Here is a 16,779-nt window from a genome sequence, read left to right as displayed (position 1 = left end):
TATTTAACATAAAGGAGGGTTTTAAAATGAATGCAAATGACTATACTGAAAAATCACTTCTTGCACTTCAAAATGCACAGAATTTAGCTATAGATAACAATAACTCGGTTATGGAAGCCGAACATTTATTATACGCATTACTTGATGACAGAGGAGGGCTTATTCCTGAACTTCTTGAAAAAATGCAGGTTAATGTATCTGGATTAAAATCGGAAGTAGAAAACAAAATAAAATCTTTTCCGAAGGTTTCATCAAGCAGCGTAGATAACTTATACGCAAGCAACAACTTAAATAGAGTTATTCGTCTTGCAGAAAATATAGCAAAGAATATGAAAGACGAATATGTTTCCGTTGAACATTTATTCCTTGCAATGTTTAATGAAGGCGGAAGCTTTATAAAAGATGAATTTAGAAAATATAATGTTACAAAAGATAACTTCACAAAGAACTTGTCTTTGGTGAGAGGAGGGAGAACAGTGAACAATCAAAATCCTGAAAACACATATAATGTACTTGAAAAATATGGTTCCGACTTGGTGGAACTTGCAAAACAAAATAAACTTGACCCTGTAATCGGCAGGGACGATGAAATAAGAAATGTAATAAGAATACTATCAAGAAAAACAAAGAATAACCCTGTTTTAATAGGTGAACCTGGTGTTGGTAAAACAGCAATCGCAGAAGGTCTTGCTCTTAGAATTGTAAGAGGAGATGTTCCAAACAACCTAAAAGACAGAAGTATTTTCTCTCTTGATATGGGTGCTCTTGTTGCAGGTGCAAAATTCAGAGGTGAATTTGAAGAAAGAATCAAAGCCGTACTTGATGAAATCAAGAAAAGCGAAGGTAAAATTATTCTATTCATTGATGAACTTCATACGATAGTAGGCGCAGGTAAGACTGACGGTGCAATGGATGCCGGCAACCTATTAAAACCACTTCTTGCAAGAGGGGAATTACACTGTATAGGTGCAACTACTTTAAATGAATATAGAGAATACATCGAAAAAGATGCTGCACTAGAAAGAAGATTTCAACCTGTTATGGTAGGAGAACCAAGTGTTGAAGATACAGTTGCAATCCTTAGAGGTCTTAAGGAAAGATATGAAATATATCACGGCGTAAAAATCACAGACCAAGCTCTTGTTTCTGCAGCAATTTTATCAAACAGATATATTACAGACAGATTCTTACCTGATAAAGCAATTGACTTAATCGATGAAGCCTGTGCTTTAATCAAGACTGAAATGGATTCAATGCCAACAGAGCTTGATGAAGTAAACAGAAAGATTATGCAATATCAAATTGAAGCAACAGCTCTTAAAAAAGAAAAAGACGAACTTGCAAAGAAACGTCTTGAAGAAATCAACAAGGAAATCGCTGAACTAACCGATAAATTCAACGCCATGAAAGCAAAATGGATGAAAGAAAAAGATACAATCGGAAAAGCTCAAAGATTAAGGGAAGAAATAGATAGAGTAAACGGAGAAATAGAACAGGCTCAAAGAGTAAACAATCTTAATAAAGCAGCCGAACTTAAATATGGTAAATTGCCAGAACTTCAAAAAGAACTAAAAGCCGAAGAAGAAAAATCAAAAGAAAAACATTCTACTCTTTTAAGAGATAAAGTTACGGAAGAAGAAATCGCAAAGATTGTTTCAAAATGGACTCATATTCCGGTATCTAAACTTGTTGAAAGCGAAAAAGAAAAACTTCTTCACCTAGAAGATACACTTCACAAGAGAGTAATCGGACAAGATGAAGCAGTGAGACTTGTAAGCGATGCGATAATCAGGTCAAGAGCAGGTATTCAAGACCCATCAAAACCAATAGGTTCATTCTTATTCCTTGGTCCAACAGGGGTAGGTAAAACAGAGCTTGCAAAAACTCTTGCTTATACACTATTTGATAATGAACAAAATATCATACGTATCGATATGAGTGAATACATGGAAAAATTCAGTGTGTCTAGACTTATAGGTGCACCTCCGGGATATGTAGGATATGATGAAGGGGGACAACTTACGGAAGCAGTAAGAAGAAGTCCTTACAGTGTAGTACTTTTCGATGAAATTGAAAAAGCTCATCCTGATGTATTTAACATCTTACTTCAAATCCTTGATGACGGAAGAGTTACAGACTCACAAGGAAGAACTATCGACTTTAAAAATACAATTATTATATTAACATCTAACCTTGGAAGTGAATACTTGCTTGAAAGTACAGAAAAATACGGCGATATTACAGAAGAAACAAAAGATAATATAGATAAACTTCTTAAATCACACTTTAGACCTGAATTTTTAAACAGACTAGATGAAATAGTTATTTATAAACCACTTAAGAAAGAAGAAATATCTAAGATTGTCGACCTTATGTTGGAAGAACTTAAAAACAGACTTGAAGATAAATTCTTACATTTGGTTATAAGTGATAAAGCCAAAGAATTTATAATCGACAATGGCTATAACCCAATATTTGGTGCAAGACCTCTTAAGAGATTTATTCAAAGTCATGTTGAAACATTAATAGCTAAAGCAATTTTAGCAAATAACTTTGAAAGCGGAACAACATTAAAGGTAGATGTAGAAGACGATAAATTAGTCGTAAGATATTAATAAAAGGACCTTAATTGGTCCTTTTATTTTTTTTGTTTATAAAGTAAAATATGATTAAGTATATATTATTACTTTAATTATAACGAGGTGGGGAAATGAAGGTATTAAAAAAACTTATTATAGTTATTATTCCAATTTTACTTATTGCCGGATATTTTACATTTAAAAATATAAATTCCAATTGGCCTAAAAAGTTTAGTGATGAGTTTGATATTTTCTTTGGTAAAGGTAATTGGGAAAGTGTATCAGAAGAAACAAAGGAAAGTATAATATATGATGAATATATAGTAGTTCATTCTGCTCCTTATTTATCTCACAGTGTACCGGGTAAGTTCAATGAGTGGAATATAACTTATATGAATGCTGACAATAAAAGAGAAATGGCAATAATTTCAGACCATACCTATAGAATAAATAACGATAAATATTCTTTTCTCAGCAAAAAACGATATTCAAAAAAACAAGCTCTTACATTAGAATTTATGAATATTTCTTTTTCTATTTGCGGGGATAAAGTTATGAAAGAGAGCATAGCACCTTATTTAAGCGAAAAAGAAAGAGAGGCTTTAACCATAGAGATATCTTATAACGGCGGTAACCCTGAACCCGAATTTTATGATGATTTAATAAAACAGGAATGGTTTAACGTAAAAGATGTAAGTGCTAAAGATTATCTAAATTATGATAAGCATGAATTTTTTATTTATATACGTTCCTATGACTATAAATTGGATAAATTAACCGAAGAAGAAAAACAACATCTTTTTGATAGCATGGAAAAAATAGAGAAAGATTTACTTGAAAAATATGGGAAAAATGCTTCATTTGAAATATATATAGACGAAAATCACAAAGCAGAATATAAAGACGGAGTAAAAGTTACAAATTAACATGAATTCTCACCCTCTGTCCTTTATAAAAAACATAAAAATATCATAATGAGATTAAAGATAGGATAGAAAAGGAGAATTAACATGAATCAATCTCAGATTGGTAAATTTATAAAAAGTCTAAGAGAAGAAAAGAATTTAACTCAAGAGCAGCTTGCCGAGAAGTTAAATGTAAGCAACAAATCTGTTTCAAGGTGGGAAAACGGAAAAACAATGCCGGATTTATCTTTGCTTGATATGATTTGTGAAGAATTCGATATAACAATAAGTGAGCTTTTAAATGGAAGAAGAATGAATATTGATGAGTTAAAGCAGTTAAAGGATACTGTGGAAAGGCTTATTAATTATTCTATGGAAGAACAGTCATCTAAAGCAAAAAAAGTAAACAGATTTTTATTCTTAGGAATTTTGTTTACTATTCTTGCAATTTTAAATAATTATATTCTTTATTTAGATTTTATTTTTAGGGAAAACATAGCCCAATTTGTAAGCGGACTGTTTTATGGGCTTGGAACTTCTTTTGAACTTGTGGGTTTATATAACAGTTCAAATAGAATATCTTTAAAAGAAAGAAAAAAAGCATTAAAAAAAGATAAGTAAAACTTATCTTTTTTTCTTTTCTTTTTTTGCTTTAATAAAAATTATTATTGCGCTTATTACATCTAATACAAAAATGAAGTGCATTATTATATAAATAACAGCTTCTTTCTTTGATAAAATATTTTCATTTCTCATTTTTGTAATAGCATTTATTCCGTATGAAGAAGATACCAGGATTAATATATAATCAAGACATGCTAGAATAAAACAAATTATCGGAGAAAGGATAAATAATGCTGGAACTACCATAGCCATTAAAAATATCATTCCAATTATAAATATTAAAATAAAGAAAGGAATATGTATAAGCTTTATTAGCATATTCCAAAAAGCAAGTTTATAAAATCCATTTTCTTCATTTAATATACATGCATTTATTATATTTGCTATGTATAAGATAATCGTAAAAATAAAATATGGGAAAAGAACATAAAGCAGATTATCTTCGTCTATTAGTCCAAACATAAAAAGAAGAATATAAGGATAGAATATTAATAATAAAGGCAGTATAATTCTTTTTCTCATTTTTTGTTCCCTCTTTTTTTATTATATTATAAATTTATGTAATAGTATATAAAAAAAACAAAGATATTTTATATCTTTGTTTTTTAACCTATACCAAAGAATTTATCAAAAAATTCTTTTAGATTTTCAATAACCTTTTGTTTTTTCTCTTTTCGTTTGTTTCCCTCTTTAGAAAATCTTGATACAGGAGGCATTATTTTGTCAATGTCCGTTCCTGTTGTTTTTATATATCCGTCTCTAAACGCATTTTGAATAAACTTTTTAGTGTCTTCTTCTTTTAAGTTTTCTTCTTTAATTATTTTATCAAGTTCTTTTTCTTTTTCTTTCTTTATAAAATTTTTCCACTCTTCGTTTATATTGTCTGTTTCATTTACTCTTTCAATAAAGTTTTCAATTAGAACTTTTTTACTTCTTAATTCATAACTTGCATCAACTGCGTTTTGTATATTAATTAATACTTCTTTGTCTTTGCAGTGACTTTCATGATATTTTTTTACAAGCATTAATATATAATCAATATTTATATCTACTTGCTTTATAAGTTCTATTTCAAATATAACATCATTGGTTATATCTTCTTTTTCCATATCTTTTTTGTTTATCCATTCATCTCTAATATCTTGATATCTTCCTGTGTAGTTTTGTATGTCTCTTATGGATATTATGTCATTTTCTTCAAATTCATCAAAGGAATTTAAAAGATTTCTCATTCTAAGTATAGAGCCAAAAAGCATTATAAATTCTTTTTGTCTTTCTTCCCCTGTTATTCTTTCTTCACTTAACGGGAATTTCTCTTTTAATTTATTTATTAGGTCGATATAACCGGGTTTGTTTTCTCCCTTTTCGTTTGTATAGCCATAAAAATAGTCTTTGAATTTTCTTATTAATACAATTCCTCCTGCGTCTTTATCGCCAAATAATGCAAGAGCATCATCTACTTCTTTTTGAAGATTTCTAAAACAAACTATATTCCCAAATGTTTTAATTGAATTTAAAATTCTGTTGGTTCTGCTGAATGCTTGAATCAAGCCATGCATTTTTAAATTTTTATCTACCCATAATGTATTAAGAGTAGTTGCATCAAATCCTGTTAAAAACATATTTACTACAATAAGCAAATCAATTTCCTTATTTTTCATTCTAAGGGATACATCTTTATAATAATTTTGGAATTTATCGCTTGTTGTATCATAGGAAGTGTTAAACATTTTGTTATAGTCTTTTATTGCATCTTCCAAAAATTCTCTGCTGTTTGTATCTAAAGCGGAAGTATCTTCGCTGTTTTCTTCTCCTAAAATTCCATCTGCTTCTTCTTCATTTTGGCTATAACTGTAAATAAGAGCGATTTTTAATTGCTTATTCCTATTTTCGTTCATCTGTTTTTTAAACTCGCTGTAATAAGCCTTTGCCATTTCAACGCTTGCTACTGCAAAAATGGAATTAAAACCGCTTAATCTTTGTTTTTGTTTTATTTCTTCAATTTTCTTATCTTTATTTGTGGCAACTTGTTCAATATTTTTTAGGGAATTAAAAACATAGGTTTTGTTTCCCCTATATGTCTTTTGGTCAAAGTGGTCTAAGATATATTTTGTAATAAGTGAGATTCTTTCTTTTGCCATATATACATTTTCTCTGTCTATGTCGTATACCTGCTTATCTTTGATATTATCTTCATAGTCCATTGTCTTGTTGTATTCTACTCTAAAAGGCAGAACATTTCTGTCGTTTATGGCATCTACTATTGTGTATGTATGAAGTAAATCCCCGAATGTTTGAGCTGTCGTTAAATTGCTGCCACTATTTATTCCTTTCGCATTTACGGCAAAAATAGGCGTTCCCGTAAAACCGAATAAATAATATTTCTTAAAGTTTTTTACTATTGCTTTGTGCATTTCGCCGAATTGACTTCTATGGCACTCATCAAAAATTAATACAATTTGTTTATCATATATATCGTGTTTTTCATTTTTCTTTACGAAAGTTGAAAGCTTTTGTATTGTCGTTATTATAATTCTTGCATTATCGTCTTCAAGCTGTTTTGTCAATACGGCAGTTGAAGTGTTGCTGTTTGCACATCCTTTTTCAAACCTGTCGTATTCTTTCATTGTCTGATAATCCAAATCTTTACGGTCTACGACAAATATAACTTTATCTATAAAATCTAAATTAGAGGCTATTCTCGCAGTTTTAAAGGAAGTTAGGGTTTTTCCGCTTCCTGTCGTATGCCAAATATATCCACCTGATGCAATACTTCCGTATTTTTTATAGTTGTTTGCAATTTGTATTCTGTTTATTATTCTTTCCGTTGCCGTAATTTGATAAGGTCTCATTACCATAAGCATATTTTCCGATGTAAATATGCAGTATTTTGCAATTATGTTAAGAATTGTATGTTTTGCAAAGAATGTTTTTGCAACGTCTATTAAATCGGGAATTATTTTATTGTTTGCATCTGCCCAAAAGCTGGTAAATTCAAAACTATTGCTGGTTTTATTTTTGTTTGAATTTTTTGTTGTGGCTTCTTTTATGGCATTATATCTGGTGGAGTTGGAATAATATTTTGTATTTACTCCGTTTGAAATAACAAATATTTGAACATATTCAAAAAGACCGTCTCCCGCAAAGAAAGAATCTCTTTGATAGCGGTTAATTTGATTAAAAGCTTCTTTTATGTTTATTCCCCTTCTTTTTAGTTCAATATGAATAAGAGGAAGTCCGTTTACGAGAATTGTAACATCGTATCTGTTATCGTAGTTTGCCCCTTCTTCTTTTGTCACTTCGTATTGATTTAAAACCTGCAAATGATTGTTATGAATATTGTTTTTATCTAAAAGAGAGATATTTTTTGATGTGTTGTCGTCTCTTTTTAATACTTGAATATAGTCTTCTTGTATTTTTCTTGTCTTTTCAACTATATGTTCATTTTTATTTGCTATGGAATCTTTATAAAATCTTTCCCATTCCATATCGCTGAATTCATAGTTATTTAATTTTTCAAGCTGTTTCCTTAAATTAAGTTTAAGTTCATCTTGTGTATGTATATCTACATATTCATAACCTTGAGACATTAGCAGATTTATAAATTCTTTTTCAAGTTCTGCTTCGCTTTGATATGCTTTTGCAGTTTGTATTCCCGGTTTATATTCTGTTATTACGGTGTTTTCGGTTGTTGATGCAACTATGTTAAAGTAGCTCATGTTTTCACCTCTTTTTTATTTTGAAAGTTCCTTAAAATCAAGCAGTTTATCTCTATAATATTCATATTGTTTCTGTCTTTTTTCTATTTCAGCAGGAAGACCATTTGTTATATCGTTACAAAGGGTATCGAAACGGTCAAGTATGTCTACTATTCTTTGTTGTTCTGATAGCGGAGGGAGGGGAATAATTATATTATTTAGTTTTTTTGGTGAAACCTCTATAACTTTTGTTCCATGTGCGAGTTTTATTTTTTGTTTAAAAAACATTTGTGTATTAAAATAATAAGTTAAATATTTATGATTTTGATTATGAGAAATAATGGCAGTATGTCCTCCTACTGCAACTTCATTTTCTCCACACCATGCAATACATTTACATACATCTTCAATATTTTCACTTGTTACAGCCATAATAATATCATTTTTGTTTGCTTTTTTTTGTTTAAAAGCTTTTTCTTTAGATATATAAGTAAATGTTTTATTCGGGAATTTACTGTATTTAGTATATATTTGACCATAATGTATACAAGGAAATCCTTGTTCAATAAAATCTTTTTTTTGTAAAGATCCACCTCTTTCAATTTTAGCAATATCCCCAAGTTTAACTCTTTCAACTTCATCTCCAAATTTCAACAACTCATCCCTATAATACTCATACTGTTTTTTTCTTGCTGTAAGCTCTGCTGTAAGCTCTGCTGTAAGCTCTGTAAAGGTATCCAAAATACGCACGATCTCTTCTTGTACGGGAAGAGGGGGGAGAGGGATTTTTATTTTTGCCATAGTATTACTCATTAATTTTGGGTTGCCCATCCCTTTTTTTACATGTTTTTTTGCAAGTACTAATAAAGAAAAATATAAAAAACGAGCATTTAAATTTTTAATTTTTACTTTTAATAATCCACATACATTTGTTATGTTAAATTTTTCATTTCTATAGAAAACAGACCCAGCATTTGCACCATCTGTTGTCCAAGTGATAAATTCTCCATCATATTCGTATGTAGATATTTTTCCTAATTCTCCATTATTTTCTGTTTGAGATGAATATACTGGATAATCTCCTATATTATTTTTTATATAAGTTTTAGATATAACTCTTCCTCTTGAAATATTACATGCATTACTAATTGTCATATACTCAACCCCATCGGGACAAAGTTCATTTATCAGTTGTTCTAATTTGCTCATATGTTTTCACCGTTTTCTTTAAGCATTTTGTTTATTTGTTTATCAAAATCAGATTCTATTTTTTGTGTCTTGTTGAATTGGTCGTATTCCAAATAGGCTTTTTCCTTTGCATCCTTACTTGATATTTTGCCTTTATCTTTTAATATTTCATATCTTCTGAATTCCAAAAATGCATTTATGCTTTTTGCAAATTCTTCCATTGTAAATGTGTTTTCTCTCTCGATTAGGTCTTCAATATAATCAAAATATCCGCTTACTGCTCTTTCGAGACTTTTAATTTGTTTCTCATCCAAATAATTTTTTGCAACTGTTACATCTGATTTTAATATTCTTCCAGCAGGAGCATTTTTCCATGTTGTAAGCCCCATATGTTCTTTATTATGATCTGATTTTGTATATACTATTTCTGCTGCTGTTTGACCTGTTATTGCAAAATGAAATTTATTTTGCACCATAGCATAAAATCTTTTTGTAATATCTGAATTTTTGTCATAATCAATACTGCATTCTGCAAAAATATCTGTTATTTGCTGCCATATTCTTCTTTCGCTCGCCCTTATAGAACGAACTATTTCCAGCAATTCTTTAAAATAATCTTTGCCAAATAAGGTTTTGCCTTGTTTTAGTCTTTCATCATCCATTGCAAAACCTTTAATCATATATTCTTTTAATATTTTTGTCGCCCAAATTCTAAAATTTGTTGCACGCAGAGAATTTACACGGTAACCTACTGAAATGATTGCATCAAGATTATAAAAGTTTGTCATATGAGTTTGTGTTTTATCTTCAATGGCACCATGTTTAGTGGTTGTTGCAAATTCTGCAACAACCATGGATTGTTTTAATTCTCTTTCTTCAAAAATATTTTTTAAATGTCGGCTTATTGTTGATTTATCTACGTCAAACAGTTCAGCCATTGCTTTTTGTGTAAGCCAAATTGTTTCATCTTTTATAAAAGCATTTACTTTTATATTTTCTTCTTCTATTTTATACATTAAAAATTCAAATTGATTTTTCATGTTATCCCTCAATCTCCTTGATTATTTTGTCGATTTCGGCTCTTAAAATTTCTTCTTTTTCTACTATCTCTTTTATTTCTTTGTTTAATACATCAATATCTATTACTTCTCTTGTATCTTGTAGTTCAACATATGTATTTACAGATAAGTTGTAATCTTCTTCTTTTATCTTTTCATATTCCACAAGAGAAGAAAAATGTTCTTCTTCTTTTCTTTCTTTAAATACTGATAGTATTTTATCCATGTTTTCTTTTGTAAGTTTATTGTTGTTCGTTACCTTTATGCATTCTTTGCTTGCATCAATAAACAAAGTTTTGTTATCGGTTTTGTTCTTTTTCATTACCATAATGCATGTTGCTATTGATGTTCCAAAGAATAGGTTTTCCGGAAGCTGGATAATAGTATCTATAAAGTTATTATCAATAAGATATTTTCTTATTTTTTTCTCTGCTCCTCCTCTGTACATTACCCCCGGGAAGCATACTATGGCAGCTGTTCCGTTTGTGGCAAGCCAGCTTAATGAATGCATAATAAAAGCAAGGTCTGCTTTTCCTTTTGGTGCCAAAACTCCGGCAGGGGAAAATCTTGGGTCGTTTATTAAGGTTGCGTTGCTGTCTCCTTCCCATTTTATTGAATAAGGAGGATTTGATACGATAAGCTCAAAAGGTTCATCATCCCAGTGTTTTGGTTTTGTTAAAGTATCTTCACAGGCTATATCGAATTTGTCATAGTCTATATCGTGAAGAAACATATTTATACGGCATAAGTTATAGGTTGTTATATTTATTTCCTGACCGTAAAAACCGTTTCTTACATTTTCTTTTCCAAGTACTTTAACGGATTTTAAAAGAAGCGAACCTGAACCGCAGGCAGGGTCGTATACTTTGTTTACTTCTTTTTTCCCTACTGTTCCAAGAAGCGTAAGAAGAGTCGAAACATCTGCCGGTGTGAAGAACTCGCCTCCCGATTTTCCTGCATTTGATGCATACATTGTCATAAGATATTCATAAGCATCACCAAAGGTATCTATATCGTGATTTTGAACATTGTCCAGTTTCATGTTGTTTATGCCGTCTAAAAGTTTAACAAGTCTTTCGTTTCTCTTTTTAACCGTTGAACCAAGCTTGTTGCTGTTTACGTCAAAATCATCAAACAGTCCAGCAAAAGAATTTTCTGAATCGGTTCCTTTTGCCGAATTTTCAATATTTCTAAACACTTTTTCTAATGTTTCGTTTAAATTTTCATCGCTTTTTGCCTTATTCTGCACATTGCAGAAAAGTTCGCTTGGAAGAATAAAAAAGCCTTTTGAATTTACTATATCTTCTCTTATTGTTTCTGCTTGTTCATCTTCTAATTTAGCATAGTCAAATTCAAGGTCACCGGCGTCTCTTTCTCCTTTGTTTATATATTCTGATATATTTTCTGATATATATCTATAAAACATTGTGCCAAGGACATAATTTTTAAAGTCCCAGCCGTCAACTGCTCCTCTTAATTCATCGGCTATAGCCCATATAGCTCTATGAAGCTCATCTCTTTCCATTTCTTTTTTATTGTCTGCCATAATTTTTATCCTTTGTTATATATTTAATTTTATTTTACATAATTTTTAAACCCATTTCAATTTTATTGGATATTTTGTAGAAATAAGAATTTTGTTAGGGAAATTTTTCCTTATAAAACTTATAATAAATAAATCAAATCTTTTAATGTATATTATAATAAATAAAAAAACAGGAGATAAAAATGAACGAATGGGAAAAAGCACAAAGAGGAATGCTTTACGATGCAAATTATAATAAAGAAATTTTAAAGCTTAGAGAAAAATGTGCAGATTTGTGTTTTGAATTTAATAATATAAAACCATCAGACAAAGAAAATCAAAACAGTATTTTAGAGAATATTTTAGGTGAAATAAAAGGTGAAATAACAATAACCCAACCTTTTTACTGTGATTACGGATTTAATATTTCTATCGGAAAGAATTTTTATTCAAATCATAATTTAACTGTTCTTGATGCGGCAAAAGTTACAATAGGAGATAATGTATTCATAGGCCCAAACTGCGTTATAACAACGGCTTCTCATCCCAAAAATAAGGAAGAAAGAAGAAGAGGGCTTGAATTTGCAAAGCCTATAAAAATCGGAAATGATGTTTGGATAGGTTCAAACGTCGTTATTCTTCCGGGTATTACCATAGAAGACGGGGCGATAATTGGAGCGGGAAGCATTGTAACAAAGGACATCCCAAAAGACAGCGTGGTTTATGGAATTAAAGGAGAGATTAAAAGATAAGGGTTTATTTAGGGGGATTTATTATAAGTTATTAAATTCTTAAGAAAAAGTTAATTGTAATATAAAATAAAAAAATTATAATAAAAATAAAATATTACAATAAATTAAGGGAAATAGATGAAAACAAAATATAAGTATAATCCTCCTTTTTCTTATAGCTTACATGATATGTATGTTAATAATATTAAAATTATTGATAGTAACATAAAACTTGAATTTGAAAATGGGTATGTAAAACTTATTGAACCGTACAACGTAATACCGGGCAGTATTATTATTGAAAATGTAGATTTTGATTTTTCAAGTGTGGTTATTCAAAACAGTCTTGGTGAATATGGAATGTTCAAAAGTGAAAAATTAGAAATTGGAGAGTTTATCAAAAAATATGATGATTTTAGTTTTGAAATTGTAGATGAACTTTATGGATATAATAAATTATTCTATTCAGGTTATCTAAGACGTAAACATAAAGATGAGATTTATGCCATGGATTTATATGTTTATTTTACCGGTGATATTATTTATGAAACAGAAGAATAAAAATACCCTTTAATATATTTAAAGGGTACTTTTATATTTTAAATATTATGATTAATGCAATTATAATTTTATATTATTTAATAATATAATTGAATTTTTTATAATATGAAAACACAATTTTTTTATTATTTAAATATCTTCATCAATTTTCTTTACATTAAACCAAGAGCCTTTTGTATCAATTATTCCCAATTTTTTTAATTTGCCAATTTCTGCCGACATGGCACTTCTTTCTACCCCCAAATAATCGGCAAGAGCCTGCCTGTCAAAAGGTATTGTAAATTCACAGCTGTTGTTTTGTTTTGCTTGATCTAAAAGATACAGCATTAGCTTGTTCTTTGTTGTCTTTTCTGACATATATCTTATTTTTTTATTTAATGATAGTGTTTTTTGTGCCATCTCTTTTAATAAATTTTTGATTACTAAATTATGATAATGACAGGAAGCGGAACACATTGTCATTACTTTATCTGTATTTAAAAGCATTATTTCGCTGTCTTTATCTGCTACCGCACTTACGGGAAAAGTATTAAGCCCTGCAAAAGCAAATACTTCCGCAAACATCTCTGACTCTTTTAATATTGTTAAAACGCTTCTATTTCCATAATAGTCATCTCTTATAATTTTTATTTTCCCAATAAGAACAATGCCAAAATTTTGTGTTAATTCTCCTTCAAAAAATATATTTTCATTCTTTTTTACAGTTATAATTTTTCCTTTAAGACATTTTATCATTGATTTTAATTGGTTCTTTTCAACACCTTTAAATAAAGGACATTTTAATAATATATCAAAATATTTATCCATAAAAACTCCTTTTGTTGGAAATACAACATATTCTTAGGTTTGATTATAGTATTATACATTTACAAAATCAAATAAAAAATAAATATTCTACATGAATAAGTAAAAATATTTAAGAAAAGCTAATATGGAGGAAAGTTATGAATACAAAAATAAAAAATATAAATCAAGCTCAAGTAGTTTTATTAAAAGATGAAATATCTTATCAAAAAGGTCAGGTTGTAAGTAAAACCCTTGCCCAAAATAGTGCATTAAGCATTACATTATTTTCATTCGATAAAGGGGAAGAAATAAGTACACATAAATCTGGCGGGGATGCTTTTGTTACTTGTCTTAATGGAGTAGGTAAGATTACCATTGATGATAAGGAATATATTCTAAAAGAAGGTGAATCTATTGTAATGCCTGCTAATCACCCTCATGCGGTATATGGTGAAGAAGCATTTAAAATGCTGCTTGTTGTTGTATTTTAAGAAAGGAGTTTTTAATATGAAAGCATTTGTTGATGAAGAACTTTGTATTGGATGTGGACTATGTTGCACATACTGTGATGAAGTTTTTCGTTTAAATGAGGATGGGAAGTCTGAAGCTTATAAGGATGTAAGCGAAAATAATTTAAGTAAGGTTCAAGAGGCGATTGATAATTGTCCTGTATCTGCAATTAGTATGGAGGAATAAAAAAATATGGAAAATAAAATGTTTTGTTATCAATGTCAGGAAACTGCAGGATGCAAAGGCTGTACTGCTGTTGGAGTGTGTGGGAAAAAACCTGATGTTGCCACCCATCAGGATTTATTAATATATGTAACCAAAGGATTATCTTTTGTTACAACACGTCTTAGACAAGAAGGTAAAAAAGTATCTGACGAAATAAATTATCTTGTATCTATAAATTTATTTACAACAATTACAAACGCAAATTTTGACATAGACAGTATTAAAGACAGAATTACTTTAACATTAAAGACAAAAGAGGATTTAATAAATAAGTTAGGTAATAAAGAAAATCTACCAAAAGCGGCACTATGGAATGGAGAAGGAGACTGGGAAGAACTTGCAAAGACGGTAGGTGTGTTATCTACAAAAGACGAAGATATCCGTTCGTTAAGAGAGCTTATAACTTATGGATTAAAAGGGCTTTGTGCATATTCTAAACATGCAAATGCACTATTAAAGACAGATGAAGAGGTAGATAGATTTATTCAAGAAGCGTTATCCCTAACTTTAGATGATAGCTTAAGTGTTGATGATTTAGTAAAATTAACTTTAAAAACCGGAGAATACGGAGTAAAAGGTATGGCTCTTTTAGATGAAGCAAATACCACTGCTTACGGAAATCCTGAAATTACAAAGGTAAATATAGGAGTAGGAAAAAATCCGGGGATTTTAGTTTCAGGTCACGATTTAAGAGATATGGAAATGTTACTACAGCAGACTCAAGGAAGCGGTGTTGATGTATATACTCATTCTGAAATGTTGCCGGCAAACTATTATCCAAAATTAAAGAAATATCCTAACTTTGTAGGAAACTATGGTAATGCATGGTGGAAACAAAAAGAAGAATTTGAGTCATTCAACGGACCTATTTTAATGACAACAAACTGTATTGTTCCTCCAAAGGATAGTTATAAAGATAGAGTTTATACTACAGGTGCAGCAGGTTACCCAGGGTGTAAACATATTAAAGGAGAAATAGGACAGACAAAAGATTTTTCACAGATTATTGAACATGCAAAAAAATGCAGTGCTCCGACACAAATAGAAACAGGAGAAATTGTAGGCGGTTTTGCTCATAATCAAGTATTTAAGTTAGCCGATAAGATAGTTGAGGCTGTAAAAAGCGGAGCTATTAAAAAATTTGTCGTAATGGCAGGGTGTGACGGTAGAATGAAAAGCCGTGAATATTATACGGAATTTGCAAAAGCTCTTCCAAAAGATACGGTTATTCTTACTGCCGGATGTGCAAAATATAGATATAATAAATTGAATTTAGGCGATATAAACGGTATACCCAGAGTGTTAGATGCAGGTCAGTGTAACGATTCATATTCTCTTGCAGTAATTGCAATGAAACTTAAGGAAATCTTTGGCTTAGATGATATTAATGACCTTCCTATTGTTTATAATATTGCATGGTATGAACAAAAAGCTGTTATAGTTTTACTTGCTTTATTATCTTTAGGCGTTAAAAATATTCATCTTGGACCTACACTTCCTGCATTCCTTAGCCCTAATGTTACGAAAGTTTTAGTTGATGAATTTAAAATTGCAGGAATTAAAAGCGTAGAAGATGATATTAAATTATTCTTTAACTAAATAAAACAGCCCTAATAAGGCTGTTTTTTATTTTGATAAGTTTATTAAATAATAATTGTTATCTTTTTTATCTTAAAAATGATTAATTATCAAAACTTAACAATATATTAACAATTTACGATATTGATAAAAACGAATTATTATTTTGTTATAATACCTTAAATATTATTAGTGATTGTACTTAAAAAAGGAGAAAGTACTTATGGATTTTATAATTGAAATTATATGTGAATTATTTTTATGTGTAATATCAGTTATTTTTGAAGATAAAAAAGTAAGTAAATGGGTTAAGTATCCTTTTATTGGTATAATTTTCATATTATATACTTTTATTATTGGAGTACTTATTTGGGCAGGTATAAATAGTTTTCAAAATGATATAATAAAGTCAGTTGTGTCTTTTTTGTTATCTGCAATTTTACTGTTTAGCGGTATAATGAGCATAAGAAAAATCTATGAAAAAAAAAGATAATTTTTAATATCCGTAAAGATATTAATAAAAAACCTCTTAGTATTTAATACTAAGAGGTTAATTTTTTATTATGATTATTATGGCACCCCCTGCGAGAATCGAACTCACAACTAACCCTTAGGAGTACGACCCGAAGGTCATTTTATATTCCCTCGAAATCTCTAAAAAGCCTTGATTTTACTGGCTTTTCCGAGGATTCGCTGTCAACGAAATCTCGTTTGTAATCTGCTAATTTTATGCGGTTTTTTGCCATCATTTTAGCAGGATATTAGCAGTTGCAAAGAAAAACGGGAAATATCATTGAGTAAATAAGTGGTA

Annotated in this window: 15 protein-coding genes; 9 read left to right on the top strand and 6 right to left on the bottom strand. The window is 29.7% G+C overall.

From position 1 onward, the window contains the following. Positions 1–26 precede the first annotated feature (26 nt). The 3 genes from clpB (at position 27) to V2W16_RS04055 (ending at position 4,105) form a co-directional block, all read left to right on the top strand. Positions 27–2,615 carry an ATP-dependent chaperone ClpB gene (gene clpB, locus V2W16_RS04065; protein ID WP_329381922.1) on the top strand — a complete coding sequence of 863 codons (2,589 nt, stop codon included), beginning with the start codon at positions 27–29 and terminating at the stop codon, positions 2,613–2,615. Positions 2,616–2,710: 95 nt separating this feature from the next. Next, entirely contained in the window at positions 2,711–3,505 is a 795-nt protein-coding gene (locus tag V2W16_RS04060) for a hypothetical protein (protein WP_329381919.1), read from the top strand. A gap of 84 nt (positions 3,506–3,589) precedes the next feature. Beyond that, the gene (locus tag V2W16_RS04055) at positions 3,590–4,105 is read left to right on the top strand and encodes a helix-turn-helix domain-containing protein (protein ID WP_329381916.1); all 516 of its coding nucleotides are present in this window, start codon (positions 3,590–3,592) and stop codon (positions 4,103–4,105) included. Between the two features lie 3 nt (positions 4,106–4,108). Here V2W16_RS04055 and V2W16_RS04050 read toward each other — a convergent pair whose 3' ends face one another. From V2W16_RS04050 to V2W16_RS04030, 5 genes are all read right to left on the bottom strand, one after another. Further along, positions 4,109–4,630 carry a DUF6652 family protein gene (locus V2W16_RS04050; RefSeq protein WP_329381913.1) on the bottom strand — a complete coding sequence of 174 codons (522 nt, stop codon included), beginning with the start codon at positions 4,628–4,630 and terminating at the stop codon, positions 4,109–4,111. Positions 4,631–4,713: 83 nt separating this feature from the next. After that, positions 4,714–7,827, bottom strand: coding sequence for a type I restriction endonuclease subunit R (locus tag V2W16_RS04045; protein WP_329381909.1), 3,114 nt, complete (start codon positions 7,825–7,827; stop codon positions 4,714–4,716). 15 nt (positions 7,828–7,842) lie between these two features. Further along, positions 7,843–9,015 (bottom strand): restriction endonuclease subunit S, encoded by a 1,173-nt coding sequence (locus tag V2W16_RS04040; protein ID WP_329381906.1) that lies wholly within the window; start codon positions 9,013–9,015, stop codon positions 7,843–7,845. Continuing rightward, positions 9,012–10,034 (bottom strand): virulence RhuM family protein, encoded by a 1,023-nt coding sequence (locus tag V2W16_RS04035; protein ID WP_329381903.1) that lies wholly within the window; start codon positions 10,032–10,034, stop codon positions 9,012–9,014. Before V2W16_RS04035 ends, V2W16_RS04040 begins: the two co-directional genes overlap by 4 nt. A gap of 1 nt (position 10,035) precedes the next feature. Then, positions 10,036–11,598, bottom strand: a complete 1,563-nt coding sequence (locus V2W16_RS04030; RefSeq protein WP_329381900.1) for a type I restriction-modification system subunit M — start codon at positions 11,596–11,598, stop codon at positions 10,036–10,038. A 182-nt stretch (positions 11,599–11,780) separates the two neighbouring features. Here V2W16_RS04030 and V2W16_RS04025 point away from each other — a divergent pair, with 182 nt between their 5' ends. Together V2W16_RS04025 and V2W16_RS04020 are read left to right on the top strand one after the other, a co-directional pair. Continuing rightward, positions 11,781–12,329, top strand: coding sequence for a sugar O-acetyltransferase (locus tag V2W16_RS04025; RefSeq protein WP_329381897.1), 549 nt, complete (start codon positions 11,781–11,783; stop codon positions 12,327–12,329). Positions 12,330–12,446: 117 nt separating this feature from the next. After that, complete coding sequence (locus V2W16_RS04020) at positions 12,447–12,869, top strand: hypothetical protein (protein WP_329381894.1); 423 nt, start codon at positions 12,447–12,449, stop codon at positions 12,867–12,869. A 129-nt stretch (positions 12,870–12,998) separates the two neighbouring features. On the opposite strand, the gene V2W16_RS04015 is transcribed toward V2W16_RS04020, so the two are convergent. Beyond that, positions 12,999–13,676: a Crp/Fnr family transcriptional regulator gene (locus tag V2W16_RS04015; RefSeq protein ID WP_329381892.1), complete on the bottom strand. Its 678-nt coding sequence runs from the start codon at positions 13,674–13,676 to the stop codon at positions 12,999–13,001. Between the two features lie 137 nt (positions 13,677–13,813). Here V2W16_RS04015 and V2W16_RS04010 point away from each other — a divergent pair, with 137 nt between their 5' ends. The 4 genes from V2W16_RS04010 to V2W16_RS03995 all read left to right on the top strand — a co-directional run bounded on the left by V2W16_RS04010 (position 13,814) and on the right by V2W16_RS03995 (position 16,461). Continuing rightward, positions 13,814–14,146: a cupin domain-containing protein gene (locus V2W16_RS04010; protein WP_329381889.1), complete on the top strand. Its 333-nt coding sequence runs from the start codon at positions 13,814–13,816 to the stop codon at positions 14,144–14,146. Positions 14,147–14,162: 16 nt separating this feature from the next. Then, positions 14,163–14,351, top strand: a complete 189-nt coding sequence (locus V2W16_RS04005) for a ferredoxin (RefSeq protein ID WP_329381886.1) — start codon at positions 14,163–14,165, stop codon at positions 14,349–14,351. 6 nt (positions 14,352–14,357) lie between these two features. Then, entirely contained in the window at positions 14,358–15,989 is a 1,632-nt protein-coding gene (gene hcp, locus V2W16_RS04000; RefSeq protein WP_329381883.1) for a hydroxylamine reductase, read from the top strand. Between the two features lie 202 nt (positions 15,990–16,191). Continuing rightward, positions 16,192–16,461 carry a hypothetical protein gene (locus tag V2W16_RS03995; RefSeq protein WP_329381880.1) on the top strand — a complete coding sequence of 90 codons (270 nt, stop codon included), beginning with the start codon at positions 16,192–16,194 and terminating at the stop codon, positions 16,459–16,461. Positions 16,462–16,779 lie beyond the last annotated feature (318 nt).

The sequence above is a fragment of the Anaerofustis butyriciformans genome (genome assembly GCF_036289385.1).
Classification (GTDB): Bacteria; Bacillota; Clostridia; order Eubacteriales; family Anaerofustaceae; genus Anaerofustis; species Anaerofustis butyriciformans.
Note: the sequence above shows the minus strand (reverse complement) of the source record. Positions and strands in the feature narration are given on the sequence as shown.